This window comes from Streptomyces noursei (assembly GCF_016917755.1).
Taxonomy (GTDB): domain Bacteria; phylum Actinomycetota; class Actinomycetes; order Streptomycetales; family Streptomycetaceae; genus Streptomyces; species Streptomyces yunnanensis.
Map to the genome: position 1 here is coordinate 3,546,306 of NZ_CP070326.1, position 26,347 is coordinate 3,572,652.

Genomic DNA, 26,347 nt, shown 5'->3' on the forward strand with positions numbered 1-26,347 from the left:
GCAAGGAAGGAGGCCCCCGCAAGGCACACCCACCGGCCCCACCCCGGAACCACCACCACCCAGACCAAACCCCACCCGAGCCACCAAGGACCAGCCCCGAAGAACACCGGAGCCGCCCAGCCACCAAAGACCGTCCGAGCCACCCGAGCAAGCGAGTCACCCGGGCAAGCCAGTCAAAAGCGAGCCCTCCGAGAAAGCGAGTCACCCGAGCAAGCCCGAGCAAGCCAGTCACCCCAGTCACGCGAGTCCCCCGAGAAGGAGGTAGACCCATGCTCTGGTGGGGCGTGGCGTCCGCACTGCTCGCCAACGTCCTCTACAGCACCGGCTTCGTCCTGGAGAAACGCGCACTCGCCACCCTCCCCGCCCTCAGCACCCGCCGCCCCGCCCGCCTCATACGCCACCTCCTCAGCAGCCCCCTGTGGCTGGGCGGCTCACTCGCCCTGGCCGCGGGCTTCGCCGCCCAACTCGCCGTCTACCGCACCCTCCCCATAGCCGCCGCCCAGGGCATCTTCATCTCGGGGCTGGTCCTGCTCCTGCTCATGTCCTCGGCGCTGCTCGGCGAGCGCACCAGCGGCCGGGAGCGGCAGGGCATAGCAGCGATCCTGATGGCACTCGTACTGGTCGTCGCCTCCCTCCGGAACGACGACGCCCAGGCCATCGCCCGCACCGCCCCGCCCGCGACGCTGCTCACGATCGCCGTACCGTCCCTGGCCACGGGACTGCTGCTGTACCGCTCGGCGGAGCTGCGCGCCCGCCGCCGCCACCGCCGGCCAACCGCCGGCGTCCCCTACGGGGTGGCCGTCGGGCTCCTCTACGGCGTCAGCTCGCTGGCCATCAAGGGCGTCTCCGGCCTGCTCGACTTCCACGACCTGCGGGCCGCCGCGTTGGCCGTCCTCCGCTCGCCCTACCCGTACCTGCTCCTCGTCACCGGGGCCGCCGGCCTGGTCCTGTCCCAAACCGCCCTGCAACGCTGCCGAGCCTCGGTGATCGTGCCCGTCTGCACCACGGTGACCTGCGTCTTCACCGTCGCCTGCGGCACCGTGGCGTTCGGCGAACCACTGCCCGGCGACCCCCTGCGCCTGGCACTGCGCCTCGGCGGCACGGCCGTGGCCCTCACGGTCCTCCTGGCACTCCCGCGCCACGAAGCACCCCCCGCGGCCCCACCGCGGCGCGCCCACCCCACGGCAACACCACCACCCGCACTTCCACGCAGGGAGACACCCGCACCCTCCGCACCGGGAGCACCCCTCACACCCGAGCCGGCGGCGACGACCGCGCCCCCGCCGACAGCCCCAAGGGCTGCGACTGCAGCCCACCGAACCCCTCAACCGCCCCTGACCACAAGCAACGTGACCACCCACCACATGCAGCGTGACCACCCGGCGAAGGGATTGATCAATGGCGAGGCCGAGCGATGAGCCGAGCGAAGCAATGAGCCATGCAATGAGCCACGCGATGAGCCACGCGATGAGCCACGCGCGATGCGCGGTGACGAAGTCGAGCGTGAGGGAGTCGAGTGCCGTGCGTGGAGGGAGTGGATCGTGAAGCCTGACGATGCGCTGTTGAAGATTCTGGCGTGCCCGATAGACAAGGGGCCCCTGGTGCTCTTGACCTCCGAGGAAGCGCTCTACAACCCGCGGCTGCGTCGGCGCTATCCGATCCTCGACGGGATTCCGCAGCTGCTCCCGTCCTCCGGGGAGCAGGTCTCGGAAGCCGAACACGAACGCGCAGTACACGAGAGCAAGGACAGGCACGAGAGCGGGAGCGAGAACGGGAACGGGAACGAGAACGGGAGCGGGAACGAGAACGAGAACGGGAGCGAATTCAGCGGCGCGACCGGCGGAACGATCGGGAAACCGGACGGGCTCGCGGACGAGATCGAGGACGAGGTCGAGGAGGTGGGGACGACGGAGTCAGGAACGGAGGCAGGAGCGGAAACGAGGGGCGCGCCAGGTGGAACCGCGGGAGGAGCCGGAGGAGCGGCAGGAGTCGCGGGGCCCGGGCCGGAGAGGGTGGCGTCCGGGTCGGGGCCCGGTGCGGGGGCCGGGTCATGACGTTCGCGGCGCGGGTGGGGCCCTGGTTGCCGGGGCGCATGGTGTCGGCGCTGGCGGCCGGGCTCTACCCGCGGTTCGAACCGGAACTGGGGCGACTGCCCGACTTCTGTCCGGCAGGTGGTACGGCCGTGGACGTCGGAGGGTGGTACGGCCCATGGACCCGGCGCTTGGCACGCCGCGCGGACCGGGTCGTCACCATCGAGCCCGTCCCCCATCTGGCTCGCCTGCTCGCCTCGACCACGCCGGCGCACGTGGACGTCGTATCCGCCGCGGCCACCGACCACGCCGGTTGCGCCACGCTCTGGCTCCCTCCGGACGGCCGCGGCGACCGCGGGGTCTCCTCACTCGTACGCCGTGAGGTGCACTCCGCCACCCTGGACGTCCCCTGCCTCCCCCTGGACGCGCTGCGCCTCACCGCCGTCACCCTCATCAAGATCGATGTGGACGGCGGCGAGCTTGCGGTACTACGCGGCGCGACACGCACCATCGAGCGCGAACTCCCGGCCCTCTTCGTGGAGTTGGAGACCCGCATCCAACCGCTGGCGCCCGTCCTGGAGTGGACGGCCGCCCGTGGATATCGCGGCTGGGTCCTGCCACACGACCACTGGCTGCCGCTGGCCGACTTCGATCTGTCCGCCCATCAGTCCCGTACCTCCTACGTCGCCGAACACGGTCTGCTGCGCCGCTCCCTCGCCCCGCACCGCCGCTACGTCAATTCCGTACTCTTCCTCCCCGACGGCGTCCGCCCCGGTCCCGCGCACACCGCGGGTCCCGCGCACACCGCGCCGACTGCCGCCTCCGCACCTCCCGCGGCCGTCATCCACGACCATGTCCATCATGAGCCCCGCCACTGACAATGCCCCGCCCGCCGGCTCCGGCACCCCCTCCGACCTTCCCGGCCCCCTCGCCTTCCAGCTCGTACTGCTGCGTCGAATGGCCGACCACCAGCCCGTCCTCGTCGAGAACGCCCTCCGCCAACTACGGGTCACCCGCGCCCAGATGCGCGAGGCCAACCGCCGCTGGCAGGCCCGGATGCACAGCCCGCGGGCGCGCGCCGGCGTCCAGCCGTACCGTGCGCTGCTCGGTACGCCGGAGACCGTCGCCACCCGCCGCATCGGCGACCTGACCTGCGAGGCGCTGACCTGGCCGATCCCCCTCTGGCCGGACCTGCGGTTCGAGGTGCTCAGCGCGCCCGGGGGCGGCGTCTGGAACGCCTGGCTCGTACGCGCACCCGGCGCCCCCGGACCCGACCTCCGGACGACCGCGGACCTCGCCCCCTGGTCGTGCACGGTCGACGAGGTCGCCCGCGCCTTTCCCCCGGTCCGCCCGATGGAGGGCAGCGCCCCCACCCGCTGGCGCCTGGCCTGCACCGCCCCCGGACCGGACGGCGCACCCCAGGACGTCGTCACGGAGTTCACCTGGGGCCTTTTCCAGCGGCGAGTGGAGGGGTGAGCGAAAGCGAGGAGGACGAGAAGGAGCAGCAGGAGGAGGAGCGACGAGATGAAGTCGATGGCTCGCCAAGGCCCAAGGGCCCGAACCGACGCCTTGTAGAGGACCGGTCGCAACTCCCGCCCCCGATGCCTGACATTCAGTCAGCCCCCTCGGAGTCGGCCTCAGGCTCGGCCTTGACCTCGGGATCGGGCTCGGACTCGACCTTGACCTCGGGATCGGGCTCGGGCTCGGACTCGGCCCCGAATGCTCCGGTCCCAGCCTGACTGACGGTCAAACCCCCTCCCCTCCGCCTTCCCTGCCGCCGAGTCAGCTTGTTCGCACGCACCCGGGTACACCCGACGCCCGGCCCCCGGCACCCGACCCCCGCCGGCCGCCCCACCCCGTCCCGGCCTCCAAGAGGCCACCGCGCGCCCCTGGCCGCCCCTCCCTCACCCCAACGCCGCCCCTCCCACGCCCTCGTCCCCCGAGCGGACGCGCTCAGCGGGCGGGGCCCAGTGGAGGCTCGGAGGATGGCGCACGAGCGCTCACGTGCGGGCGCTCGTGCCCAGTACCGGCCCGCCGGGGACGTTCGCACCGGCCCATCGGGGAGGAATCCACCATGACCATCAGCCTCGCCCAACTGCGCCGCTGCTCGGCCGCCGTCGACCTCGGAGCGGCCCGGACCAGGGTGTACGTCAAGAACCAGGGGCTGGTCGTCGACGAACCGACCGTCGCCGCGGTCAACACCCGCACCGGGTCGATGCTGGCCGTGGGCGCGCAAGCCGAGGTGATGGACGGCCGCACGCCGGACTACATCCGCGTGGTCCGACCGGTCTCCAACGGGACGGTCGTGGACATCGACCTGGCCCAGCGCCTGCTGCGCCACCTGGTCGGCGACAAGCTGCGCAAGACATGGCGGCGGCGGCCCTCGATGCGGGCCGCGGTCTGCCTCCCGTACGGCAGTGAGCCGCTGGCGCAGCGGGCCGCCGTGGAGACGCTGACCGGGTTGGGCGCCCGTCGGGTCGAGCTGGTCGACACACTGGTCGCCGCGGCCGTCGGTTGCGGGCTCCCGGTGGAGCAGCCGGAAGCGACCATGATCGTGGTGTGCGGTGCGGGGACCACGCAGGTCGCGGTGCTCTCGCTCGGCTCGATCGTGGCCGCCGAGACCGTCCCCGTGGGCGGCAACGCCATCGACCACGCGGTGATCCAGCACCTTCGGCTGCACCACGAGCTGATGCTGCCGAACCAGTCCGTGCGTCCGCTGCACCTGATGCTGTCGGGGGACGGGGAGCTCACTCCCGGCTCCACCGAGGTGCACGGGCGGGACGTGGTCAGCGGGCTGGCCCGGTCGGTGCATGTGGACACCGAGCGGGTGCGGCGCGCCATCATCACCCCGCTGACGGCGATTCTCGACGGCATCAGTGCGGTGCTCCGCCGCTGCCCGCCGGACCTCGTGGCCGACCTCGGCGAGCGCGGCATCATGCTGGCGGGCGGCAGCGCGCTGATCCCGGGCCTGGAGCCGATGATCCATGAGGCCACGTCGATGCCGGTGCACATCGCGGACCAGCCCAGCACCTGTGCGGTGCAGGGGCTGGGCGCGATGATCGAGGGCAAGGTGCAGCCCCTGCACCTTGACCCGATGGCCCCCTGAACAGGTGCCGTGCCCTATCGGCCCGGTGACCCGATGACCCCTGGCCCAGTGACCCGATGACCCTTGGCCCGGTGCCCCGTTGGCCCCCAGGCGCGCCCGGCCGCCTACAAGCTCCGGGCGTTCCAGGCGATCACCGCGGGCCGGTCGTGCTCGGCGCCCAGGATGCCGATCGTGCCGGTGCCGAAGGTGAACAGGCCGCCCGAGGCGGCCGGGAGTCCCAGCCGGCGGGCGGTCAGTACGCGCAGGAAGTGCGCATGCGCCACCAGCGCCACATCGCCCTCGTCGACCTCAAGGTGGGGCGCGATCAGCGCCAGTACGCGGTCGGCGCGCGCCCCGACCTCCTCGGGTGACTCCCCGGGGTGCTCGGCCGGCCCCGGCGCGACGCCGTCGTCGAAGAGGTACCAGTCGGGTCTGCTGCGGTGGATCTCGGCGGTGGTGATCCCCTCGTCCCCGCCGTAGTCCCATTCCCGCAGGTCATCGAGGATGTGCGGGGAGGGGAGCCCGGCCAGTTCGGCGGTGCGCAGCGCGCGCGTCATCGGGCTGGCGTAGACCCGCGCGATCTTCCGCGCCGACAGCAGCGGCCGGAGGGCGCGGGCCTGCTCCTCGCCGTTGGCGGTGAGGGGGAGGTCGGTCCAGCTGGTGTGCCGGCCGTCCCGGCTCCACTCGGTCTCGCCGTGCCGGACCAGCAGGAGCTCGCTCATGCCGCGATCTCGCTTCGCTCGCTCACGCGCCCTGCGCCTGCTCTCCGCCGCCGTCCTGCGTCTGCTGCTCCTGGGCGTCGGCGACCGAGGCGCGGACCTCGTCCATGTCGAGGGCGCGGGCCTGGCCGATGACGTCCTCCAGAGCGGCCTCGGGGAGCGCCCCGGGCTGGGCGAACACCGCGATGTTCTGCCGGACGATCATCAGGGTGGGGATGGAGCGGATGTCGAAGGCGGCGGCGAGTTCGGGTTGCTTCTCCGTGTTGACCTTGGCGAAGAGCAGGTCGCCGTGCTTCTCGGACGACCGCTCGAAGACCGGCCCGAACTGCTTGCAGGGGCCGCACCATTCGGCCCAGAAGTCGATCAGGACGAAATCGTTGCCGGAGACGATCTCGTCGAAGTTTTCCTTGGTGAGCTCCACGGTGCTCATACGCGCTTCCCTGCTTCCGGTTCGTCGAGGCTTCGGCGGGCTGACGCTTCGGCCTCCGGGGCGGCTGTGGTGTGCGGCTGGTTTCCGCTGTCCGGTCGGTGTCCGCTGTTCGGTTGGGTTCGGTGTTTCGGTTGGGTTCGACGTGCGGCGCTGCGGCGCACCGACGGCCTGCCGGGCGCCGGCGGACGGCCCGCCCGGTGCCCGACTCCCGTCACAGCTTCCCTCACGGCTTCCGTAACAGGACCAACCCGCACGGTATTCCGCATTTCCGCGATTCCGCGATTCCGCGATTCCGCGCGCACCGGACCGCCCGGCTCCCCTGCCCACACCGCGCCGTCCTAGACATGCCGTGGCCCAGATCACCCCCTACGGGAGCGGGGCGGAGCGGGCAGCCATGACGGCCGCCTCAACCTGCGCGGCCGTAACGGCTGCCGTGTCGACCGCCGGCACCGCGAACCGTGCCGCGCCCCGTCCACCCGCCCGCCCTACGATGGACGGGGGGCCGCCCGGAAGGAGGCGTCGGCCCTATGGAGACGCGCGTCGACGAGATCGCCGATGGGATCTACCGGATCTCCACCTACGTTCCCGACGTGGCCGCGCCGGCCGGCTTCACGTTCAACCAGTTCCTCATCGACGCGGAGGAACCGCTGCTCTTCCACACGGGCATGCGGCATCTCTTCCCCGCGGTCTCGGAGGCCGTGGGAAGGGTGGTTCCGGTGGCGGAGCTGCGCTGGCTGGCGTTCGGGCACGTGGAGGCCGACGAGTGCGGGGCGATGAACGAGTTCCTGGCCGCGGCCCCGCGCGCCGAGGTGGCCCACGGGCTCCAGGGGTGTCTGGTCTCGCTCAACGATCTCGCCGACCGGCCGCCGCGCCCGTTGGCGCACGGTGAGACGCTGGACCTGGGTGGCAAGGAGCTGTTGCGCCGCCGGGTGATGCACCTCAACACCCCGCATGTGCCGCACAATTGGGAGGCGCGGGTGCTGTTCGAGGAGACCACCGGCACGCTGCTGTGCGGTGATCTTTTCACTCATCTGGGCAACGGCCCGCCGATCACCGAACGCGACCTGGTCGGGCCGGCACTGGACGCGGAGGAGATGTTCCGCCAGACGTCCTGTCTGACGGCGGCGGTGGAGACCATGCGTTCCCTGGCCCGGCTCTCGCCCCGGACGCTGGCCGTGATGCACGGGTCGTCGTACGACGGGGACGGCGCGGCAGCGCTGTGCGCGCTGGCCGACGGCTATCAGGAGCGGTTCGGCCCGGAACTGGCGTTCGCCGCCCGACCGAGTGCCCTGGCCGGCGCCAACGCCCCACAGGGCTGACCGCGTCCGCGCCGCCGAACCGGGGGCTCGGACCGCCGATCGGGCCGTTCACCGGCGCCCCGGGTCGGGTTCCGACGGGATGTCGCGGGGCCTGCGTCGTGGTGCGCAGTGGTCTGCGGCGGCGGCTAGCATCGCTCAAGAGACCGCCAAGAACGGAGTGTTCATCTGTGCGTCAGCTGCGCCTGGGCGTCGCCATCTTGACCATGGGAAACCGCCCCACCGAGCTGCAGGACCTGCTGGATTCGGTGGCGAAGCAGGACCTCCCCGCGACGCACATCGTGGTCGTCGGCAACGGCTCGCCGCTGCCCCCGCTGCCCGACGGCGTCACCGGTGTGTCGCTGACCGAGAACCTGGGTGTCTCCGGTGGCCGTAACGTCGCCCTGGATGAGCTGCGCAAGCTCGGCGACCTGGACCTGGTGGTCGATCTGGACGACGACGGGCTGCTGATCAGCACGGACGTCTTCAGCCGGCTCGCCGAACTCTACGCGGATGACCCGAAGTTGGGGATCGTCAGCTTCCGCATCGCCGACGAACTGGGCCGCACCCAGCGCCGCCACGTGCCGCGCCTGCGGGTCGGCGATCCGCAGCAGGGCGGGCTGGTCACGACGTTCCTCGGCGGCGGGCACGCACTGTCCGTGCCGATGCTGGACCGGATCGGCGGCTGGCCGGACGCGTTCTTCTACGCCCACGAGGAGACCGACCTGGCCTGGCGGGCGCTGGACGACGGCTGGCGCATCCGTTACGCCCCGGAGGTCGTGCTGCAGCACCCGTACACCTCGCCGACCCGGCACGCGGTGTACCACCGGATGGTCGCCCGGAACCGCGTCTGGCTCGCGAAGCGCCATCTGCCGGCCGTGCTGGTCCCCGTGTATCTGGGGGTGTGGGCGGCGCTGACGGCCGTCCGCGGCCGCTCGGCGGCGGGCATGCGGGCCTGGGCCGCGGGCTTCGCCGAGGGGGTGCGCACCCCGTGCGGCCGACGCCGGCCGATGCGCTGGCGCACGGTGTGGCGGATGACCCGGCTGGGGCGTCCGCCGGTCATCTAGGGCCCGTCCGCCGCTGGCCCGTCGTCCGGTCACCGCGGAAGCGGAACGCTCTCTGGCATCTTTGCCGCTCCCTTTAAGGAACCGTCAACTTTCCGAGGGCGTCTTCCCGTACGAACTTTACGAACCGGTGGGGAACTGCTCGATCCGGCGAGTGGGGACGGCAGTTAGGGGCGTGTTCGCGTGGGCGTGGTACTTCCGGGTTGGGCCGACGAGATCCTCGACATCATCGGCGTCTCGTGGCCGAATGTGGACGAGGACGACTATCGCGCGATGGCCGATTCCTTGAGGGGATTCGCGGACGACATCGAACACGGGGCGAACCAGGCGCATCAGGTGATCGAGAGCCTGGTGGGCACGGCGGGGGGTTCGCTGGGGGTGGCGGCCCTCAACGCCCACTGGGGCAAGGTCAACGGCAAGCACCTGAAGGGGCTCGCGGAGTGCGGGCGCATGGCGGGGACCGCCATGGACGTCGTCGCCGGCCTCGTCGAGGGCGCCAAGATCGCGGCCATCGCCCAACTCGCCATCCTGGCCGCGGAGGTGATCGCGGCCCAGGCGGCGGCGCCGTTCACCTTCGGCCTGTCCGAAGTGGGGGCGCTGGCAGGTACGCAGGCGACCCGGATCGCCGTGAAAAAGATCATCAAGGAGGTCTGCGAGCAGGTCGTCGAGCAGGTCGTCAGCGTCGCGCTGTCGCCGATCGAGGAGGCGCTCGGGGCGATGGTCGGCGACCTGGTGGTCCAGGTGGGGGCCAATGCCCTCGGGGTGCAGAAGGGCATCGACGTCGGCCATGCGGCCCAGGCCGGCAAGGAGGCGGGGAAGTCCGCGGCCGGTGCGATGCAGTTGCTCAGCGCCGGCGGGGAAGGCGGCAGCGGAGGCGGTGGGGGCGGCGGCGGCTTCACCTTTGATCCGGACGCCCACGACAGTGTGGTCACCGGCCTGCAGAGCGCCGGCGGCACCTTCCGCAGCGGGGCCGGCGGCAAGCTCGGGCGGGCCAAGAGCCATCACGGTCGGACCCGCGGCAAGGACGCCATCGCCAACGCCGCCGCCCCGATGATCGACAAGGCGCTGGAGGGGCTGGAGACCGGCGTCAAGCGGACGGCGGACCATCTCGACGACAAGATGGTCAACGGCGTCAAGAAGATGAAGCTGAACCATCGTGAGAACGACGAAGGTATCGCGACCGACCTCAAGAACATCGGCAAGAATTCGCACGGCAATGCGCCGGTGTACAACGTCAGCGACAAGGGGAAGGTCACCCGTCTCACCACCGAAGGGCACAAGGACCTCACCGCCGAGGACCGGAAGCGGCTCACGCCGATAGGACTTCTGAGCGACGACCACGTTCCGCGGCGGGAGGCCGGAAAATATCCGCTGCCACCGGCGGACGAGCGCAAGCGGAAACCCTCCCAGCAGGTTGCGTTCGGGAGTACGGACCTGTCACAGGCCACCCAGCTGGCGCGGCACGCCAACACTGGCGCGGGCAGCAAGCAGGGAGATTACGGGCGGGTCAGCAAGGGGAAATTCTCCAGTCGGAACTACGCCGCGGCGCGGTATGGCGAACGCGGCGCCGATGATGAATTCGTGCTCGTCGGCCGCAGTAAATGGCCGGGAATGCACTCCGAACGTCAGGTCGGCATTCCGTTCCTGGACTCCGGAAAATCGAAGGGCATGTCCGAGCTCTATACCGAGCGTGAGCCCTGCACCACCGGGCCCGGCACCAGGGACTGCAGCGCCTGGATGTCGCACCATCTCCCGAGCGACGTCAAGGTTTCGCACACCGTCGAGTACGGCGACACCGCGGAGTCCAAGAAGAAGGGAAACGACGAAATGGAAAAGTATCTCAACGGCATTAATAGACGCAAGAAGTAGCGATTGACGCGGAGAAGTCGCCTCCGATAAGATCACCGGATTCCCGCACCTTACCGACAGGACAGAAGATGCCCCAGCTCACCGACCGGTCGATGATGGAGTCGGTATTCCCTCCGGAAAATCTCGTCACGCTGGAGGAAGCGAAGCTGCCGGCGGAAATCGATGCGACGACACGTGCGCTGCTGACCGCCACGGGCCTGCCGGACGACCGGAGTTCCTTTTTCGTGCTCGACGGCGGCCTCTTCACCGGGGAAACCCCCGACCGGTTCCGCCGGTGCGCGCAACTCAGCCATTTCTCCGAGTACCACGACATGCCGGAGGGCTGGGCGGAGTGGCTGGTGCTGGGCGAGATCCACTACGACGTGGTGGTGCTGGACCCGCTCTCCGGTGCCGTCCACGCCCTGCCGGACGGGGAGTTCACGTCCCGTCCGCTGAATCAGAGCCTGGACTCCTTCCTCTATTTCCTCTACCTCCTCGAACTGGAGCGCCCCGGCTACGACGCCACGGTGTCGGAGGACCTGCCCGACCCCGAGGCGCTGGCGGAGTCCCTCCGGGAGCGCATGCGAAACGCCGATCCGCTGCCGTTCGAAGGGGTGGAGCCCGTCTGGTCGGAGGAGGCCGACGGGGAGGCCGAGGACACCGCGCCCGTTCCGACGTGGGACGGTGTCCTCTCAGACGTGTACGAGACGGTGGGTTAGGCGGAGTCGTCCATGACAGTGCCCGAGGGTGAACTGCGGACGTTCGGACCGGAGGCGGCGGGCGATCCGTTCGCGGTCCCGGAGAGCGTCCGCCGGCTGGTGCAGGTCGCCGTCCCCTGGACGGTCGGCCCCTATTTCTCCACCTCCCCCGACGACCCCGTCGTGCTGGACGCCTATGCGGAGTCCGTCGGGACGGAGGTGGCCCGCGAGGAGCAGCGGCAGTGGGCGCGCCTGGGCACCGACCGCGGCTACGAGCTCTGCGCCGCTCCCGGGGGCGAGGTGCGGGCGGTACTGCTCGGCTACCAGGAGCCGCCCCGGTTCGTGAGCTCCTCGCCCGAGCAGTTCGCCCAGTCCCTGCTCGAACTGGACCGGGCGCTGCGCGTCATCCTCGGCACCGACCGGCCGGAGGCCGCCGCGGAGGCGTTCGCCGCGGCGGAGCGGCAGCTGCGCGCCACGGACCCGGCGGCCTTCGCCGACCGGGAGAACTGGTGGCCACTGGTCCTCGACGACATCCGGGACACCGCCGGCACGGAGTGGTACGCGGCCTTCGAGTACGTCGGCGACGACGGCGAGAAGCAGGTGGTGACCCGCGCCGGGGGCATCGCCCTGCACCCCGAGGAGAGCCTGTGGTCCGCGCTGCGCGGCGCGGGCGTCGAGCCGTCCCAGGTGACGCGGATCCACACGGAGTTGGAGGCGTGCTTCCTGCCCGGCCACTACTGCTCGCTGTGGCTGGCCCAGATGTTCCCGGACGCCGAGTTGACCCACAACTTCCCCTACGGCGAGAGCGCCGAATCCCGGGCAGAGGGGATCCGCCTCCTTCGCGAGGCGGCCGCCCAGCAGTGACAGCGGCAGGGGGAGAACCGTCGATGACGACCACCGCACACCCTGAGCAGGCGCCCGGGACGGCGGCCTGGCCGGCGCTGGACGACCGCCACGCGGCGGCCGGCCGGGCCCTGCTCGACTGGGCCGCCGCGGCCGACGGCGAGCTGTCGCGGCTCTGCCTGGTCCGCGGCGGCCGGGCCAGCGGCAAGAGCCATCTGCTCGCCTGGTTCCTCGCCGGGGCGGGCACCGACCAGCGGACCACCGTCCACGCCACGGTCCCCGCCGCCGGGCTCATCGCCGACTCCGTCGCCTGGGAGCTGGGCCGCCAGCTCGGCTACGGCCCGCTGCCCCCGCACCGCCTCCTGGACCGCGTCGCCGCCGACGCCCGGCCGCTGCTGCTCCTCCTGCCCGATCTGCACCTCGCCGGCCGCGGACCGGCCGACCACGCCCCGGCGGACCCCGGCACGCTCGTCGACGAGTTCCTCGTCCCGCTCCTGGAGCTCCCGCACGTGCGCGCCGTCGCGGAGACCGGCACCACCGGCCTCCTCGACGACACGGACCCCCACGTCATCGACCTCGGCGAGGCCCCCTGGCCCGACGCCGCGCCCCCGCCCGCCCCGTCCGAGGAGGCCCCGGACGCGGACGCCGCGGCCCTGCTCGCCGCCGTTCCGCGCACCGCCGACGGCAGGGCGCGGTGGGACGAGGCGCCGCCGGCCGCCCGCGAGCACGTCCTCGACGCCGTTCTCGGCACCGAGGACGGCGGCACCGCGGCGGGCTCCCTGCTCGCCGACCCCGGCTTCCTCCTCCACGGCTCCGCCACGGCCATCACCGCGGCACTCCGCGATCCGGCCACCGTCGCCCCCGCGGGCCTACATGCCATCTGGGACCGCGCCGCGCCCCACCTGTCCGGTTCCGCGGACGACGACCTGGCCCGCGCCGCCGTCCTGCACGCCGCCGCCCTGACCACCAGCGCCACCCTCACCGAATACCTGCGCCCGCTGGCCGAACGCCATCTGTGGACCGCGGTCTGGGCGCGCCACGACGTCCCGGCGGCCGCCCACTGCCACCTCCCGCAACAGGACGGCACCCTGCTCGTCGCGGACGCCCTGGGCCGGCTCCACCGCCACGACGCGGGCACCGGCGAACGCACCGGCGTGGTGCCCACACCCGCCGGGCTCCGCCCCTTCGGCCTCGCCGCCGCCGACCCGGAGGCGGTGCTGCTGTTCGACGGCAGCGGGCCGCTCTTCCCCCTCACCCCCGACGAGGAGGGCCCGGCCGGCACCGTACTGGGGCACATCGCCGCCCACCACGGCACCGCGGCGCTCAGCGCCGCGCCCTCCCGGCCCACCGCGCTCGGCGCCGACGGCCGGTCGCCGACGGCCGTCGTCGGCGACGCCGGTGGAGCCGTCCACGTGTGGTCCCTGACCGCCTACCGGCCCCTGCCGCACTCCCGCCGTCTGCACAGCGTCCCCGTCACCGCCGTCACCTGCCTGCGGTTGCCCGACGACGACCTCACCCTCGTCTTCAGCGCCGCCCTCGACGGCTCGATCCGTCTGTGGGAGACGTCCGGGGAACCGATGGCGGGCCCCGTGGAGCAGCGCCCGGCCCTCGTCACGGCCCTCGCCGCCGCCGACACCCCCGCCGGCCCGCTCCTGGCCGCCGCCTGGAACGACGCCGAGCTGCACCTCTGGCACCTCACCAGCGGGACCGTCCGCACCCTGCCGCTGCTGTACCGCTGCAACGCCCTGACGCTCTCCCCCTCCGGCCGTCTGACCCTCAGCGGCCCCGACGGCCTGCACACCCTGCAACTCGCCCTCGACCGCCTCTGGAACTGATCGCACCCGCCCCACGGGTCGGCCGGGGACGGCCATCGGCCCGCCCCCGGGCCCCAGTTCCCGCGCAGCAGGTCGACGAGCCGCGCAACTCCGGGCTCCCGGCGACCAGTTCCCGCAGCGGCGCCGGCGGCTCATCGCGGGACGACGCCACGCGCGAGGTTTCCGGGCCCGTCGCCGGCCCTGGCGTCGCCGCACACGCCTCGACCGCGCCGCGGGCTCCGCGCCCCGGTGCGGGCCCGCGGGTGTCCCCCGTATGGCCTTGTGCGGCCCGTGGACCGTTTTCGGCCGTGCTGGCTGCCCAACGACGCGAACGCGCCCGCGCCCGCAGTGAGAAGGGTGTCCGCTGGGATGGACGGCCACTCAACGCCGCGGCCTGACGCCCCGCGTCAGTCGAGGATCTCGGCCGCCTTGGTCATCGGTCCTCCTGCGCCACCGGTGTTCATGGTTCCCGCCGGTTCGAGCAACAGGATCGCGGTCTCCTCGTCGGCCACGGTGCAGTGCTCGACCCCGCGGGGAACTACGAACAGCTCGCCGGGTTCCAACACCACATCGCCATCCCTGAGCCGGATGGTGAGCCTCCCACTGATGACCATGATCAATTCATCGGTGTCCTCGTGGCTGTGCCAGACGAACTCCCCCTTCAGTTTGGCCAGCTTGACCTCGTAGTCGTTGAGCGCCGCCACCTTCTTCTGCGACCACAAGTCGCTGAACTGCGCGAGCCTGTCGGTGAGGTTGACGGGAGCTGCTGACGTGGACATACGGCTTCCTTCCTCAAGGCCGGGCACCGGGAGCGGCTTCTCACCCCCGGCCGGTGCTACGAGCCTGCCGCGCCCCGACTCCGCACGTCTTGTACGTTCCTGGCATGGCCTCTGATCGCCCCCACACGTCCATCAGCGCCTGGCGGCCGCCGGTCCCCGGGATCACCGAGGTCTTCCACGCCCACTTCACCGACCACGCATACCCGGCCCACACCCACGACACGTGGGACCTGATGATCCTCGACGACGGCTCCGTGGACTTCGCACTCGACCGTCACCGCCACGGGGCGACCGGCAGCACCAGCGTCCTCCTGCTGCCTCCCGGCGTGCCCCATGACGGGCGGACCGTCACCGAGTCCGGGTTCCGCAAGCGCAACCTCTACCTCGACGGCTCCGTACTCCCGCAGCATTTGGCCGGCCGGGCGGTGGACACTCCGGTCCTCAAGGATGGACTGCTGCGCGGCCGGATCGACCAGCTGCACGCCGCACTCGTCCATCCCGGAGACGGCTTCGAAGCCGAGTCCCGCCTCTCGTTCATCCGAGAACGGCTCCACTTCCACCTCGCCAGGCTCCAGCCCCGCGCTCCGGGGCGCGAGGCAAACCGGCTCGCCGCTGAGCTGCGGGAACTTCTGGACTCCCGCACCCACGTCGGCCTTTCCCTGCACGAGGCCGCAGCCACCCTGCACGCCCACCCCACCCACCTGATCCGCTGCTTCAAGCAGACCTACGGCCTTCCGCCACACGCCTACCTCACCGGCAAGCGGATCGAACACGCCCGTCGCCTCCTCCTCGACGGCCACCGACCCGCCGAGGTCGCCACAACCATCGGATTGCACGACCAGGCCCACCTCAACCGACACTTCACACGCCACGTCGGCACCACCCCCGCGCGCTACCAGCGCACTCGCACCGGTTCGTACCCAACCACCTCCTGAGCCCCGCATCGGATGCTCGCCTCAAACGCCTCCGCCTTTGACGATCAACCCGGCGAACCCATGCGGTCAGAATCGCCCTAAGGCCGACCGGCAAATGGATCACTTGAGGCGGCGCGTGGTGGGACGACCGTCCCATCGGTAGTGGGTGGTGGCTCGGCGGATCAGTATGCGAAGCGTGACGAGTGCGGCTGCCAGGTGGAGGTAGAACTCCACGACGGCGCCGTTCTTCTCAGTACAGCGCCGCAGCTTGCCGTAGCCGTTCATCCACGAGTGCGTCCGCTCTACAGTCCACCGCTTGCCGGCCTGGATCGGGGCAGGTACGCCCTTGCAGGCGATCTCGCCCGTGAAGCCCAACTCCTGGAGGAGGATGCGGGACTTGTCGTTGTCGTAGCCCCGGTTGAGGTTGACGTTCACGTCGTCCGGCAGGAGGCCAACGGCAGCGGTGGCAGCCAAGCGGTTGGTTCGTGGCGAACTCCCCCGGGCCGGCAGGAGCGCGGCGAACTGCCCCCGGAGGGGGGCGAGCAGGCATGATGGCAGTGCGGGCACGACTGTCCTTCGCGATCGCAGAGCGTAGAGAGCTCCACGATCACGTAGATCCGTGCCCGTTCTGCTACCCGGTCAGCGTTCGGATGCGTATTGCCGGTCGGTCTTACGCACCGGCTGCTCCACCGCGCTGGCTTCCTCCCCCTGCCCCTGCCCCTGCCCCTGGCCCTCGCCCGCGACGGCCGAGGCCGGCTTGGGTAGTGCCTGGACGAGCAGGGTGACGATGACCGGGAACGCCACGATGACCGCGATGCTGAGGTAGAACGCCTTGGGGTAGTTGTCCAGTGCAGGCGAGTCGCCGAGTGCGCCGAAGAAGACGACGCCGACGAGCGATACGCCGAGCGCCGCGCCGCCCTCCATCGCCGTGGACAGCACGCCGGAGGCCGAGGAGGCGTGCTTCGGGTCGATGCCGGCCAGGGCCGCGGCGGGCAGCGGCGCGGCCACCAGGCCCATGCCGAAGCCGGCGACCAGCAGTCCGGGCGCGACCCAGCCGGCCGTGCCGGCCGTGCCGATGTGCGCGACGATCAGTCCGACCATCCCGTAGCCGACGGCGACCAACCCGGCGCCCAGGGCGATGACCTGGTTGCCGATGCGTGCGGCGAGCTTCCGCGCGAGGAACGACGAGCCGAAGAAGCCGGCGCTCATCGTGGTGAAGAGCAGCCCCGAGGGGAGCGGGTCCCAGCCCCTGCCTTCCTGCATGTAGATCGCGAACAGCAGGAAGAAGGAACCCATCGACATGAAGTACACGAAGTACGCGCTGACGCCGACGGTGAATCCCCGCTCGCGGAACAGCCCTGGGTCGATCAGCGGCGCCGCGTCGCGCGCGGCCAGTCGCCGCTGGTGCGTAATGAACAGGACGAACAACGGCACGGCCGCGATCAGCGACAGCCACGCCCACAGTGGCCAGCCCTGTTCCCTGCCCTCCAACAGCGGCAGCATCACCGCGGCGAAGCTCACGATGGCCAGGGCGGCACCCGGCAGGTCCAGCTTGGCGCCGGTCCCGGTGCGGATGTGGGGGACGATCCGCGGCGTCAGGGCCAGGATCACCAGGCCGATCGGGATGTTGATCAGGAAGACGGTTCGCCAGTCGAGCCCGGCGACATCGAGGGCGATCAGCATGCCGCCGATGAGCTGCCCGCACAGCCCGGACAGACCCAGCATCAATCCGTATGCGCTGAAGGCACGGCCCCGCGCCTCACCGGTGTAGACGTGGCTCACGACGGCGAGCACCTGCGGGGTCAGCATCGCCGAGGAGAGGCCCTGGATGACACGGGCGACGATCAGGAACCAGATGCTGGGCGCGAAGCCACAGGCCGCCGATGCGGCGGTGAAGAACGCCAGGCCGATCACGAACATCCGGCGAGGGCCGAAGATGTCACCCATCCGACCGCCGGTGATGAGTCCTACGCACAGGGCCGCGCCGTAACCCACCATGACGAGCTGTGTCTCAGGTGCGCCGGCGTCCAGGTCGCTCTGGATCGAAGGGATGGCGACGTTGGTGATGAAGAAGTCCAGAAAGGCGATGAAGCCGCCGATCAGGACGACGGCTAAGGGCGCCCAGGACGTGGGCTCGGCCGCACGGCCGGCAGTCTGCGGACTGGTCATGTCAGGGTCTTCCATCCTCGGGTCGAATGAACGGGTCCGAGGCTAGATCCGGGTCACTGACATCTACTGTCAGTGACCCGGATACTTTTCCTCCATGCGGGCTAGTCGGTTGGTGAGCATCCTTTTACTCCTCCAGACGCGCGGCCGGATGACCGCGCGGCAAGTGGCAGAGACCCTCGAGGTGTCGGTCCGCACCGTCTACCGGGACATGGAGTCGCTCGTCGCCTCCGGCATCCCGCTGTACGGCGAGGCCGGCCCGGACGGCGGATACCAACTGCTCGACGGCTACCGGACACGGCTCACCGGGCTCACCGCCGACGAGGCCAGGGCCCTGTTCCTGACCGGCCTGCCCGCAGCTGCAGCCGACCTCGGGCTCGGGGCCGTGGCCGCCGAGACGCAACTGAAGCTGACCGCCGCCCTGCCACCCGAGATGCGCGAACGCGCCGAACAGGCCCGGCAGCGGATCCACATCGACATCCCCGCCTGGTACCAGGACTCCGAGGAGACGCCCTGGCTGTCCGCGGTGGCAAGCGCGGTCTGGAACCAGCAGCAGGTGCGGATCCGGTACGAACGCTGGGCCACCCCGCACGAAGTGACCAGGACCGTGGACTCCTACGGAGTGGTCCTCAAGGCCGGCCGCTGGTACCTGGTGGCCGGGTCCGCGCACGGCGTGCGGACCTACCGGGTGTCCCGGATCACCGAACTGGAGCCCCTGGCCGGGACGTTCACGTGGCCTGCCGGATTCGATCTGGCGACGCACTGGCGCGAGTACCTGACGTCCTTCGACACACGCCGATACCGGGACCAGGCGGTGCTCCGCCTGTCGCCCGAGGCTCTCGCGGACATCGGGCAGATACTCGACTCCTCGGCGGCCCGGGCCGCCGAGGAGTCGGCGGCGGCGCCCGACGCCGACGGCTGGACGCGGGTGGTCGTCCCCATCGAGTCCTGTGAACAGGCTCTCCCCAAGCTGCTGCTACTGGGCGTGGGTGCCGAGGTGGTGGGGCCGCCTGAGTTGCGGGAGAGGATGCGGGCCACACTCGCCGAGATGCTCGCCCGGTACGAGGGCGGCGGCCCGACGCAGGAGTGAGAAAGGCAAGCCCCGGCCCCCGTCGCCGGGAGCGGGCAGGCCGCCCCCGCTGTCCATCGCGCTGACGCCATCGCGGTCACACCCAGACGCTTCGCTGGGTTCCCCAGCCCCAGCTGCCGAACCCCTCTCCACCGTACGCGCCTGCCTGCAGGTATACGCGCCCGTCCGGGCGCAAAGGGCCTGCCTCCGTGATCTTCTCTGTGTTGTACTGCTCCATGCCGCTTTCGCCGCAAGGGCGTTGCACATACCGCCAGCTTTCGGCGCTGGATCCGAAAGCCAGGCTCCATGACTGATTCGGCCCCGAATCGCGGTGGCACCGGGACCTTACGACGCCTGACAGTTCGTACTGATCACCGATCCGGGTGACCGTACCCGTGATGTCCACCCAGTACGAGTTGCGGGTGGTGCTACCGGTGCCGCTTTGGTAAGTCACGTGGAAGTCCTGTGGCTCGGCGGCAGCCGCGGGGTTGATCCCGCTCAGCGCGACCACCATTGCCGTTACCGCGCAGAGCACGAATCGGACTGCGGTCCGGCAGGCGCCAACCGCCCATTGCCTGGACGCCATTGTTCCCCCAGAGGAGTCGAAGAAGGACAGATCACCTTGCTGGGACTGTCGAAGAGAGGAACCGCGAGATCCGGGCCACGACGTTCTAAACCACCGCGCCCTGGGCTCAGATCGCGAACCTCCAGAATGACCGGGATTTGCACGCCACCGTCGAGGAGCGCCCGATCTGGCACCGGGGAGCGCAGTGGCCAGGGTCCCGGTGACGGGGGCCATCGTGCCCCATGGTGCTCGTGTCGGTGTTGCAACCCCGAGCTACCAAGAGGCCCTGTCCTCATGCGTCCACCCGGTCGAGATCACCCGTCCAGGGACCCTGTTCCATCAGAACCGTCCTCATGATCGATAGAGATACGGCTTCTTACTGTGGCTGGCCAAAGGTGGTCCAGCCGAGGACAAGCGCCCCGTTGTGCCCGCTGCTCGCACCGGAGGCCCGCCCGACCGGGTTGGCGCCGGCGCCCTTACCGCCCCCGCCGCCGTCCTTGCCGCTGCCGCCGGAGGCGTTGGTGCCGTTGGTGCCCATGGCGCCAGCGCAGGAGGTGAAGCTGCAGCTGCCGCCCTTTCCGGCGGTGCCACCGTTTCCGTTGGTGAAGCCCCAGCCGTAGCCGCCGCCACCACCGCCACCACCGCCCGCACCGCCGTCGCCACCGTGACCGCCCCTGAGCACCGCCAGGTCGGGGGTGGCCGTGGCCTCGCCGCCGAGGCCATCGGCGCCACTGTCGCCGCCGTTGCCTCCCGAGCCGCCGTTCTTGCCGCTCTTGCTGCCGCCCTTGGCTCCCGCACCACCATCCTTTCCGGCTGTGCCGAGGGCAGTCGGCTCGGCCACCTGATCGGTCAGGTTCGCCGGAGTACAGGTGGCCTTGGCGGTGCCGGCCGCGCCAGCTGCACCACCCTGGCCGCCCACACCCCCATCACCGCCTTCGGCAAGCCCATTGCCCAGCCAGCCGCCCTTGCCGCCGGCGCCGGGCTTACCGCCCAGACCACCGATGCCGCCGGGGGCCCGGACTTCCAGGGAGGCCGGCGAGTCGGCCTTGGTCTTGATCACGCTGGCCTCGCCCTCACCGCCGGCTGTGCCCTCGCCGGTGGAGGCCAGGCCGTCGACGCCTTGCTCGCCCCTGCCGCCGTCAGCTTCGCCGCGCCCGCCCCGGCCGGGCTCGCCACCGGGTGTGCCGGGCGCGCCTGCGGTGCCACCCCGGCCGATGGTGATGTTGAAGTCCAGCGTGGTCGGCTTGTCGAAGGTGTAGGTGCACTTGACGTACGTGCCGGCGGTCCCTCCTCCGCCACCACCGCCGGCCCCACCGCCACCACCGCCGCCACCACCGCCGGCACCGAAGTTCTCCAGGCCCGATCCTCCGCCCCCACCGGCGCCACCCGCACCAGCGCCGGCCCCGCCGCCACCGCCGGCGCCGCCCCAGAGGAAGACCGTCAGGGTCTTCACGTCGGTGAGCAGCCATTCGCGTTGCCCGGCGGGGTAGAAGTACTCACAGTTCTTCTCGCCGCAGCGCAGGTCCTGCGGCGGCGCCGCGTCGGCCGGGCCAGCGAGGACGAGCGGCAGTAGCCCTGCGGCGAGAACTGTCGCCTTCCCGGTGGCGAACAGGCGTCGGCCCGTCGGCCGGGGTGGGAGTCCGGCTTCGGGCCTGCGGTAGATGCGCATGAAAACCCCTATGGAGAACGGAAGTTGGGGTGACGTTCGTGCTCCCCAATCGCCTCGCATAGCTGCCCGCGCCGCACGTAGCCACTCACCGCACCACCCGCACGAGCGATGACAGAACAAGCCATGTTCCGCCCTGCGCGACCGCATGTCGCAGACGTCGTTCAAAGCCGTCGCAGCGCCGATGGCTGGGGCTGCACCCTGACCTGGATGGAGAACGCAGGCCCCCTCGTCGACATGTACGGCCAGACAGGTGCTGCAGAGCAGGCCAAGGGGCTGAAGCTGGAGGCCAACCGGAATACGTCAGAAGCATGCCGCAGGGCCGCCGTTGCCTGATTGCGTGTCTGTCCGCGCGCGACTACACCGCCGGGCATGCCCCAGCCGAGCGGCTGTGTGTGGACTACCTCCCTCCACGACACCGGATTACCGGCCACCGGTCTGGACGGTCGGACGCGTTCCCGAATCGGTGCGCGAGGCAATCGCACAACGACACGCGGGAGTTGGACGGGACGGGGACCGGCAGGCAAGACCGGAACAACAGGGCCTCCATGGTGCTCGTGTCGGTGTTGCAACCCCGAGCTACCAAGGGGCCCTGTTCTCGTGCGTCCACCCGGTCGAGATCACCCGTCCAGGGACCCTGTTCCATCAGAACCGTCCTCATGATCGATAGAGATACGGCTTCTTAGTAGGGTCGGGGACTGGCGCGGTGGCTTTCCGCTCCGGCCCGCAGCCCGCAGCCCGCAGCCCAGCTTGACCAACAGCTCGCGACCAGCGAGAGACCGCAGGAATTCGAGCAGATCAACCACGCTCCACGCCACGCCGCCGTCCGCTCCAGGCGCCGTTGCCTGCATCGTGGCCTGCTGCTGGTCCTGCACCGTGGCCACCCGGATGCGCGCCACTTCCTCGGCAGCCGTCAGCTGCTGCGGCTTGCCCGTCGTGCGGTCCACCGGCAGCCGCGCCCCCGCCAGCCCGATGATCGGCGTCCCCGTCGTCGCCGACGCCGCCGCACTGTCCGAATCGGTAGCCGCCAGCTCATCCAGGCCCTGGAGCACCTTCGCGACAACCGGCTGCCCCCAGTGCTCCCCGCCGTGCGGAATCGTGTTCGCGATATGCACCACCGGCACGAAGTCGATCCACCAGTCCAGCCGGTTCAGCTCCGTGCCATCAGGCCGCACCCGGAAGGCGGCCTTGTCCATCGGCAACCCGTTCAGCGTCTGCCCCCGCCCCAGGTCCTCCGGCAGCCACTCCGCGTCCGTCAGGAAGCACGTCATCCGCGACGGCCGTCCCGACTCCCACGGGTACTCCCGCTGAGCCACCAACTGAGGCCGCCCACAAAGAACTACTCGAAGACCTGCGGACCATCCAGATGGCGTGCCAACGCAGGATTGACGATGTCGCCTAAGGCGTGTCCGACGGGCCCTCTGCCCCCAGGGCTGCCACTTCCCTGGGATGGGCTCGGTGCCTTGTTCGCATGCCATCCCATCCATCGGCGTCGCGTCGCTCAGTGGAGCGGCCGAATCACATACTGCAGCGGCAGGGGCAAGGTGCGCTCGCGGATGTGGCAGAGCAGCATAGGAGTCACTCACCCGCGCCTGCGGAGAGGAGGTGCCGCCATGTCCGAGCGCATCGTGATCCATCACGGCCGGTACGAGCACTACGACGGCGACGAGTAGCGAACGCACCACTCTGGGCGCGGAAGCCCGTCCGCGCCCAGAGCGACCCGTCGGACGAATCCCAGGGGTAGGGGCTGTTCCGCCGTCCACATCCGATTACCGTCGACCGGACAACCGCCAATGCCTTGTTGGAGAGATTCTGACTTCGCGTCAAGGGCCGCTTCCGGGCGGCCTTGCAGCCGGTGATCACCGCGGGGTCGGTGTCCGGTCCGCTGTCGTCGAGGCCGACGACCCCCCGGTCGGCGATGGCACCGAGACCGGCCGCCCGCAGGTGGGCGGTGAGTTTGTCGTGGCGGCAGGTGGTGATCTCGGTGGTGCGGTGCACCCCGTTCCCGCCGGCCAGATCGCCGGGCCGCTGGTCACAGCGCGGGACCGCCAGCACGATGGTGGCGATCTTCCCGGCGGGCAGCGCCCGCCACCGGGAGTCGATCTTCTTCAGATGGCCGCGCATCAGGTCGGCGAGATAGTTCAAGGTGGCGCTCGACAGCGGCAGGCGGGCGGTGTGGACAAGACCGTCAGGGCCCTCGGCTGTGTGGTTGCACTTCTTCACGCCCGGCTCAACTACCGTTGACCGCCTGCCAGTTAAGCCCCGCGTGGTCACGGACGTACGGTGAACTTCCCGTCGGGCCGCTTGTGCAGCCAGCCGCGGTCAGCGAGCTTGGCCATCTGCGCCCGCAACGGCTCCAGCTTGCCGCGCACCGGGGCGTCCAGGCCCAGCCGCTCGCCGACCGCCCTGACCTGCATCGGGCCGTCGGCCGCCCGCACGATCGTCAGGATCTTGCGGTAATCGCCGGGCAACGCATCCTCGTCGGCCGCGTCGCTGCGGTGCGGTGCGGTGCGGTGCGGGATGAGCAGGACCGCCCGCCCGGCCACCTTCGCCGATACCGGATCGGCAGCCCCGGAGTCAGCCCGAGCCTGTTCAGCCTGCTCGGCCAGGCGGTTCAACGCCCACTCCGCGACCGCCAGTTCGTTCCGCTCGACCCGGACCTCGCGCAGCTGCTTGGTCAACTGCTCGGCAAGGGTGTCCAGTTCGCTCCGGCGCGCGGTGATCCACTGCCGCTCCTGCATCTTCGCAGCCTCCCGCGATCTCATGGCGTGTCGAGCTGCTGACGGATCGTAGGCGGCGGTCGGCCGTGGGCGCAGCCGAACCCGGCAGACCACCGACACCGGACCTGCCCGATGATCTACGCCACGGTCATCCGCCGCCGACCGGCGAGAGTGCCCGCATCGTCACTCACACCAGACCCGTGACCTGCGATTTCACGATGCACGGGGCCCATAGGGGCATCAAGCGCGGGTACGTCTTCCTCGGCACCGTCACCGCCGCCGCACTCCTCATCCGGCTCCGTTCGTGATCGAAGAAACGGAACCTAAGGCCGACCGGCAAATGGATCACATGAGGCGGCGTGCAGTGGGCGTCCGTCCCAGCGGTAGCGGGTGGTGGCTCGGCGGATCAGCCTGCGGAGTGTGACGAGCGCGGCGGCCAGGTGAAGGTAGAAATCCACGATGGTGCTGTTCTTCTCGGTGCAGCGCCGCAGCTTGCCGTATCCGTTCATCCACGAGTGCGTTCGTTCCACGACCCCTCGCTTGCCGGCCTGCATCGGGGCGGGCATGCCCTTGCGGGCGATCCCACCGGTGAAGCCCAACTCCACCAGCAGAATCCGGGACTTGTCGCTGTCGTAGCCCCTGTCGAGATTGGCGTTCACGTCGTCCGGCAGCGGGCCGACCTGGTCCATGGCCGCCTGAAGGGTAGGTCCGAGAAGTGGCGAGTCGTGGCGGTTGGCCCCCGCCGCGACTAGGCCGAGCGGGACGCCGCCCGCGTCAGTGGCGATCGACCGCTTCAGCCCCTGCTTCCCACGGTCCAGTGGGGACCGGCCCCCGCTCTGGCCTCCGCACGGGGCCTTGGTGATGCAGCCGTCCACGGACACCTCGGACAGTTCCAAGCCGATCACGCGGTCGTACGCCTCCAGGGCGAGGACGTGGACCGCTTCGGATATCCCGCGCTCAGCCCACTCTTTGACGCGTCGGCGGATGGTGCGGTCGGAGCATCCAGGGCTGGAGATCCGCTTATAGACCGAGCCGTGGACCAGCGCGAGCAGCACGTGCTCAAACACCGTCCGGTCGGGGACTCTGCGGCGGTGGCAGCCGAGCGGGTGGCCAGACGCAAACTCCTTCCGATCAGGTAGGAGAGCCACGAACTAGTCCCAGACGGGTTCGAAAAGGCAAGATGGCAACGCGGGCACGGCTGTCCTTCGTGATCACTGACAGTAGAGAACTCCGTGACCATGTGGACCTGTGACCGCTCTGATACCCGTCCTATCTCTCGGACGCCTCTTGCCGGTTGGTCTGAGCCAAACGACTCACATTCGGATCGGCCGCGTGCGCCCAACCGCGCTGCCACGCAACGGGACTCCGACGACCGACAGCCCTGGTGGCGCCGGAAATGTTCACACAGGAGCTTGCTTCAGGGCGGGGGTCCACTTCGGGTCGTTGTCCGCCCAACGGACTTTATAGTCTCCGTGCGCTCCGACCTTCCGTTCCCCTCGGGGGTCGAAGAACCGGATGTACTCAGAGGTGTATCCGCCGGGGACGTCATTCTTGAGCACGGCGATCTCGCCGTTATCGGGATGCACGCTCAGGCCCTTGATCTCGGGGAGGTACTCGAACTTGGGAGAGACGTCCTCAATCCCCCCGGCGTCGAGATCGAATCTGAACACCCGGGCGTCCGTGGTGATGTAGAAGGATCGAGACCCCGGAATCGGCGTGATGTCGTGAGGTGACTCCCACCAGCCGTCGTATGCCCCCAACTGCTTCCATTCCTCGCGGTCGTACTTACTCGCGAGCTCCTTGAGCTGCTCGGGATAGGTGGGCACCTTGTGCTCGCCGACCTGCTTCAGGGGCTCCTGGGCTTCGGAGCCCAGGTACCTGTACGCCCGGAGCACACCGTGTCCGCCCGACTTCCTGGGGCTCCCGTGTCGGCCGAGGGCCCACAGAATCTCCGCGGTGTCATCCCAGAGAAGCCCGTGGGCATCGTCGAGCCTATGGGTCCAGTCGTCCTGTCCACTTCGGTGAACCCGGACTTCGTCGCCACCGGGAGACGCGCTGACAAGGCTCCAGTCCGGCAGCACTTCCACGGCGTGCGGCCCCCCGCCAGTCTTGACGATACGCAGGAGATCGCTGGGCTGATACGGGCGGTCGTGATAGCCGATCACCATGGCGAACCCGCCACCGGTCAGGACGATGTACTCGTTCCCGTTTACGTCCTGACGCATCTTCGAGTCGTTCGGGCCATTGAATCCTGCGTATTCACCGCCCTTCTGGAACCGCGAGTCGACCTTGTGGTCGAACTCCCAGAGCCAATCGGAATCATCCATGTCATAGATCCGAACGGTGTCACCCGAAGCGAGAATACGACGCATGATCAATTTCCCATTCATCCGATGATCACCATTCCGGCCGAATTGCGCATCCAAGCCATCAAGGAGATGACGGTAAGTGGCGCAATCATCACCAAGTGTACGTAACTCCAATGGCAACCGTGGTCAGTGACGGGCCGGCAGATGGCCTTTCGCAGCGGCCCGGCCGTCAGTCCTTGACCTCCCACAACCGCCATTTGCCGGTCGTACTAAGACCGGGCCTCCTGGTAGCTCGGCGATGCGAATCGGCGGAGTACCGGGAGGTCCTTGTCG

At 70.2% G+C, this 26,347-nt stretch carries 24 protein-coding genes and 2 pseudogenes; 13 read left to right on the plus strand and 13 right to left on the minus strand.

All coding sequences use genetic code 11. The annotated features are described in order from the left end of the window. Positions 1 to 269 precede the first annotated feature (269 nt). The 4 genes and pseudogenes from JNO44_RS15670 (at position 270) to JNO44_RS15685 (ending at position 3,506) form a co-directional block, all read left to right on the plus strand. Positions 270 to 1,418: a DMT family transporter gene (locus JNO44_RS15670; protein ID WP_240167553.1), complete on the plus strand. Its 1,149-nt coding sequence runs from the start codon at positions 270 to 272 to the stop codon at positions 1,416 to 1,418. Positions 1,419 to 1,541: 123 nt separating this feature from the next. Beyond that, positions 1,542 to 1,727: pseudogene (locus JNO44_RS15675) on the plus strand (Trm112 family protein); the annotation flags it as partial. A 323-nt stretch (positions 1,728 to 2,050) separates the two neighbouring features. Next, the gene (locus tag JNO44_RS15680; RefSeq protein WP_205364763.1) at positions 2,051 to 2,908 is read left to right on the plus strand and encodes an FkbM family methyltransferase; all 858 of its coding nucleotides are present in this window, start codon (positions 2,051 to 2,053) and stop codon (positions 2,906 to 2,908) included. After that, on the plus strand, positions 2,892 to 3,506 hold the full coding sequence (locus JNO44_RS15685; RefSeq protein ID WP_205364765.1) for a hypothetical protein: 615 nt from the start codon (positions 2,892 to 2,894) through the stop codon (positions 3,504 to 3,506). Before JNO44_RS15680 ends, JNO44_RS15685 begins: the two co-directional genes overlap by 17 nt. A gap of 136 nt (positions 3,507 to 3,642) precedes the next feature. On the opposite strand, the gene JNO44_RS15690 is transcribed toward JNO44_RS15685, so the two are convergent. Further along, positions 3,643 to 3,780, minus strand: coding sequence for a hypothetical protein (locus JNO44_RS15690; RefSeq protein ID WP_205364767.1), 138 nt, complete (start codon positions 3,778 to 3,780; stop codon positions 3,643 to 3,645). 324 nt (positions 3,781 to 4,104) lie between these two features. Between JNO44_RS15690 and mreB the strand changes: the two genes are divergently transcribed. After that, the gene (mreB, locus tag JNO44_RS15695) at positions 4,105 to 5,136 is read left to right on the plus strand and encodes a rod shape-determining protein (RefSeq protein WP_039636803.1); all 1,032 of its coding nucleotides are present in this window, start codon (positions 4,105 to 4,107) and stop codon (positions 5,134 to 5,136) included. A gap of 104 nt (positions 5,137 to 5,240) precedes the next feature. Here the strand turns inward: mreB and JNO44_RS15700 are convergent, their stop codons facing one another. Together JNO44_RS15700 and trxA are read right to left on the minus strand one after the other, a co-directional pair. Beyond that, positions 5,241 to 5,837 (minus strand): histidine phosphatase family protein, encoded by a 597-nt coding sequence (locus JNO44_RS15700; RefSeq protein ID WP_205364768.1) that lies wholly within the window; start codon positions 5,835 to 5,837, stop codon positions 5,241 to 5,243. A 22-nt stretch (positions 5,838 to 5,859) separates the two neighbouring features. Then, entirely contained in the window at positions 5,860 to 6,264 is a 405-nt protein-coding gene (gene trxA / locus JNO44_RS15705; protein ID WP_205364770.1) for a thioredoxin, read from the minus strand. 527 nt (positions 6,265 to 6,791) lie between these two features. Between trxA and JNO44_RS15710 the strand changes: the two genes are divergently transcribed. The 6 genes from JNO44_RS15710 (at position 6,792) to JNO44_RS15735 (ending at position 13,847) form a co-directional block, all read left to right on the plus strand. Continuing rightward, positions 6,792 to 7,583: an oxygen-binding di-iron domain-containing protein gene (locus JNO44_RS15710; RefSeq protein WP_073442136.1), complete on the plus strand. Its 792-nt coding sequence runs from the start codon at positions 6,792 to 6,794 to the stop codon at positions 7,581 to 7,583. 167 nt (positions 7,584 to 7,750) lie between these two features. Further along, a complete protein-coding gene (locus JNO44_RS15715; protein WP_205364772.1) occupies positions 7,751 to 8,626 on the plus strand; it encodes a glycosyltransferase family 2 protein in 876 nt (291 codons plus the stop codon). A gap of 180 nt (positions 8,627 to 8,806) precedes the next feature. Further along, on the plus strand, positions 8,807 to 10,492 hold the full coding sequence (locus tag JNO44_RS15720) for a nucleic acid/nucleotide deaminase domain-containing protein (protein ID WP_205364774.1): 1,686 nt from the start codon (positions 8,807 to 8,809) through the stop codon (positions 10,490 to 10,492). A gap of 68 nt (positions 10,493 to 10,560) precedes the next feature. Then, on the plus strand, positions 10,561 to 11,190 hold the full coding sequence (locus tag JNO44_RS15725) for an SUKH-4 family immunity protein (RefSeq protein WP_205364775.1): 630 nt from the start codon (positions 10,561 to 10,563) through the stop codon (positions 11,188 to 11,190). Between the two features lie 12 nt (positions 11,191 to 11,202). Then, positions 11,203 to 12,033: a nucleic acid/nucleotide deaminase domain-containing protein gene (locus tag JNO44_RS15730; protein WP_205364776.1), complete on the plus strand. Its 831-nt coding sequence runs from the start codon at positions 11,203 to 11,205 to the stop codon at positions 12,031 to 12,033. Positions 12,034 to 12,056: 23 nt separating this feature from the next. Then, positions 12,057 to 13,847 carry a WD40 repeat domain-containing protein gene (locus JNO44_RS15735; protein WP_205364777.1) on the plus strand — a complete coding sequence of 597 codons (1,791 nt, stop codon included), beginning with the start codon at positions 12,057 to 12,059 and terminating at the stop codon, positions 13,845 to 13,847. A 386-nt stretch (positions 13,848 to 14,233) separates the two neighbouring features. Here JNO44_RS15735 and JNO44_RS15740 read toward each other — a convergent pair whose 3' ends face one another. Further along, positions 14,234 to 14,605: a cupin domain-containing protein gene (locus JNO44_RS15740; RefSeq protein WP_205364778.1), complete on the minus strand. Its 372-nt coding sequence runs from the start codon at positions 14,603 to 14,605 to the stop codon at positions 14,234 to 14,236. Between the two features lie 104 nt (positions 14,606 to 14,709). Here JNO44_RS15740 and JNO44_RS15745 point away from each other — a divergent pair, with 104 nt between their 5' ends. Continuing rightward, on the plus strand, positions 14,710 to 15,540 hold the full coding sequence (locus tag JNO44_RS15745) for a helix-turn-helix transcriptional regulator (RefSeq protein WP_205364779.1): 831 nt from the start codon (positions 14,710 to 14,712) through the stop codon (positions 15,538 to 15,540). Between the two features lie 99 nt (positions 15,541 to 15,639). Here the strand turns inward: JNO44_RS15745 and JNO44_RS15750 are convergent. Together JNO44_RS15750 and JNO44_RS15755 are read right to left on the minus strand one after the other, a co-directional pair. Next, positions 15,640 to 15,975: pseudogene (locus JNO44_RS15750) on the minus strand (IS5/IS1182 family transposase); the annotation flags it as partial. Between the two features lie 183 nt (positions 15,976 to 16,158). Beyond that, positions 16,159 to 17,688, minus strand: a complete 1,530-nt coding sequence (locus JNO44_RS15755) for an MFS transporter (protein WP_205364780.1) — start codon at positions 17,686 to 17,688, stop codon at positions 16,159 to 16,161. Positions 17,689 to 17,782: 94 nt separating this feature from the next. On the opposite strand from JNO44_RS15755, the gene JNO44_RS15760 reads away from it, so the two are divergent. Beyond that, a complete protein-coding gene (locus JNO44_RS15760) occupies positions 17,783 to 18,775 on the plus strand; it encodes a helix-turn-helix transcriptional regulator (RefSeq protein WP_205364782.1) in 993 nt (330 codons plus the stop codon). 76 nt (positions 18,776 to 18,851) lie between these two features. On the opposite strand, the gene JNO44_RS15765 is transcribed toward JNO44_RS15760, so the two are convergent. The 7 genes from JNO44_RS15765 to JNO44_RS15795 all read right to left on the minus strand — a co-directional run bounded on the left by JNO44_RS15765 (position 18,852) and on the right by JNO44_RS15795 (position 26,032). Continuing rightward, complete coding sequence (locus tag JNO44_RS15765) at positions 18,852 to 19,268, minus strand: hypothetical protein (protein WP_205364783.1); 417 nt, start codon at positions 19,266 to 19,268, stop codon at positions 18,852 to 18,854. Between the two features lie 427 nt (positions 19,269 to 19,695). After that, a complete protein-coding gene (locus JNO44_RS44445; protein WP_205364784.1) occupies positions 19,696 to 20,988 on the minus strand; it encodes a hypothetical protein in 1,293 nt (430 codons plus the stop codon). Positions 20,989 to 21,605: 617 nt separating this feature from the next. Further along, positions 21,606 to 22,256: a hypothetical protein gene (locus tag JNO44_RS15775; RefSeq protein WP_205364785.1), complete on the minus strand. Its 651-nt coding sequence runs from the start codon at positions 22,254 to 22,256 to the stop codon at positions 21,606 to 21,608. 307 nt (positions 22,257 to 22,563) lie between these two features. Next, the gene (locus JNO44_RS15780) at positions 22,564 to 23,208 is read right to left on the minus strand and encodes a hypothetical protein (protein WP_240167554.1); all 645 of its coding nucleotides are present in this window, start codon (positions 23,206 to 23,208) and stop codon (positions 22,564 to 22,566) included. 47 nt (positions 23,209 to 23,255) lie between these two features. Then, positions 23,256 to 23,726: a hypothetical protein gene (locus JNO44_RS15785; RefSeq protein ID WP_205364786.1), complete on the minus strand. Its 471-nt coding sequence runs from the start codon at positions 23,724 to 23,726 to the stop codon at positions 23,256 to 23,258. 302 nt (positions 23,727 to 24,028) lie between these two features. Continuing rightward, positions 24,029 to 24,853: an IS5 family transposase gene (locus JNO44_RS15790; protein ID WP_240167555.1), complete on the minus strand. Its 825-nt coding sequence runs from the start codon at positions 24,851 to 24,853 to the stop codon at positions 24,029 to 24,031. A gap of 252 nt (positions 24,854 to 25,105) precedes the next feature. Further along, positions 25,106 to 26,032, minus strand: coding sequence for a hypothetical protein (locus JNO44_RS15795; RefSeq protein ID WP_205364787.1), 927 nt, complete (start codon positions 26,030 to 26,032; stop codon positions 25,106 to 25,108). Positions 26,033 to 26,347: the final 315 nt, after the last annotated feature.

Excerpts from the sequence above, each read along its gene's own strand:
- JNO44_RS15670 (WP_240167553.1), top strand. The coding sequence starts at position 270 with ATGCTCTGGTGGGGCGTGGCGTCCGCACTGCTCGCCAACGTCCTCTAC.
- JNO44_RS15680 (WP_205364763.1), top strand. The coding sequence starts at position 2,051 with ATGACGTTCGCGGCGCGGGTGGGGCCCTGGTTGCCGGGGCGCATGGTG.
- JNO44_RS15685 (WP_205364765.1), top strand. The coding sequence starts at position 2,892 with ATGAGCCCCGCCACTGACAATGCCCCGCCCGCCGGCTCCGGCACCCCC.
- mreB (WP_039636803.1), top strand. The coding sequence starts at position 4,105 with ATGACCATCAGCCTCGCCCAACTGCGCCGCTGCTCGGCCGCCGTCGAC.
- JNO44_RS15700 (WP_205364768.1), bottom strand. The coding sequence starts at position 5,837 with ATGAGCGAGCTCCTGCTGGTCCGGCACGGCGAGACCGAGTGGAGCCGG.
- trxA (WP_205364770.1), bottom strand. The coding sequence starts at position 6,264 with ATGAGCACCGTGGAGCTCACCAAGGAAAACTTCGACGAGATCGTCTCC.
- JNO44_RS15710 (WP_073442136.1), top strand. The coding sequence starts at position 6,792 with ATGGAGACGCGCGTCGACGAGATCGCCGATGGGATCTACCGGATCTCC.
- JNO44_RS15725 (WP_205364775.1), top strand. The coding sequence starts at position 10,561 with ATGCCCCAGCTCACCGACCGGTCGATGATGGAGTCGGTATTCCCTCCG.
- JNO44_RS15730 (WP_205364776.1), top strand. The coding sequence starts at position 11,203 with ATGACAGTGCCCGAGGGTGAACTGCGGACGTTCGGACCGGAGGCGGCG.
- JNO44_RS15735 (WP_205364777.1), top strand. The coding sequence starts at position 12,057 with ATGACGACCACCGCACACCCTGAGCAGGCGCCCGGGACGGCGGCCTGG.
- JNO44_RS15740 (WP_205364778.1), bottom strand. The coding sequence starts at position 14,605 with ATGTCCACGTCAGCAGCTCCCGTCAACCTCACCGACAGGCTCGCGCAG.
- JNO44_RS15745 (WP_205364779.1), top strand. The coding sequence starts at position 14,710 with ATGGCCTCTGATCGCCCCCACACGTCCATCAGCGCCTGGCGGCCGCCG.
- JNO44_RS15755 (WP_205364780.1), bottom strand. The coding sequence starts at position 17,688 with ATGACCAGTCCGCAGACTGCCGGCCGTGCGGCCGAGCCCACGTCCTGG.
- JNO44_RS15760 (WP_205364782.1), top strand. The coding sequence starts at position 17,783 with ATGCGGGCTAGTCGGTTGGTGAGCATCCTTTTACTCCTCCAGACGCGC.
- JNO44_RS15765 (WP_205364783.1), bottom strand. The coding sequence starts at position 19,268 with ATGGTGGTCGCGCTGAGCGGGATCAACCCCGCGGCTGCCGCCGAGCCA.
- JNO44_RS44445 (WP_205364784.1), bottom strand. The coding sequence starts at position 20,988 with ATGCGCATCTACCGCAGGCCCGAAGCCGGACTCCCACCCCGGCCGACG.
- JNO44_RS15775 (WP_205364785.1), bottom strand. The coding sequence starts at position 22,256 with ATGACGTGCTTCCTGACGGACGCGGAGTGGCTGCCGGAGGACCTGGGG.
- JNO44_RS15785 (WP_205364786.1), bottom strand. The coding sequence starts at position 23,726 with ATGCAGGAGCGGCAGTGGATCACCGCGCGCCGGAGCGAACTGGACACC.
- JNO44_RS15795 (WP_205364787.1), bottom strand. The coding sequence starts at position 26,032 with ATGGATGATTCCGATTGGCTCTGGGAGTTCGACCACAAGGTCGACTCG.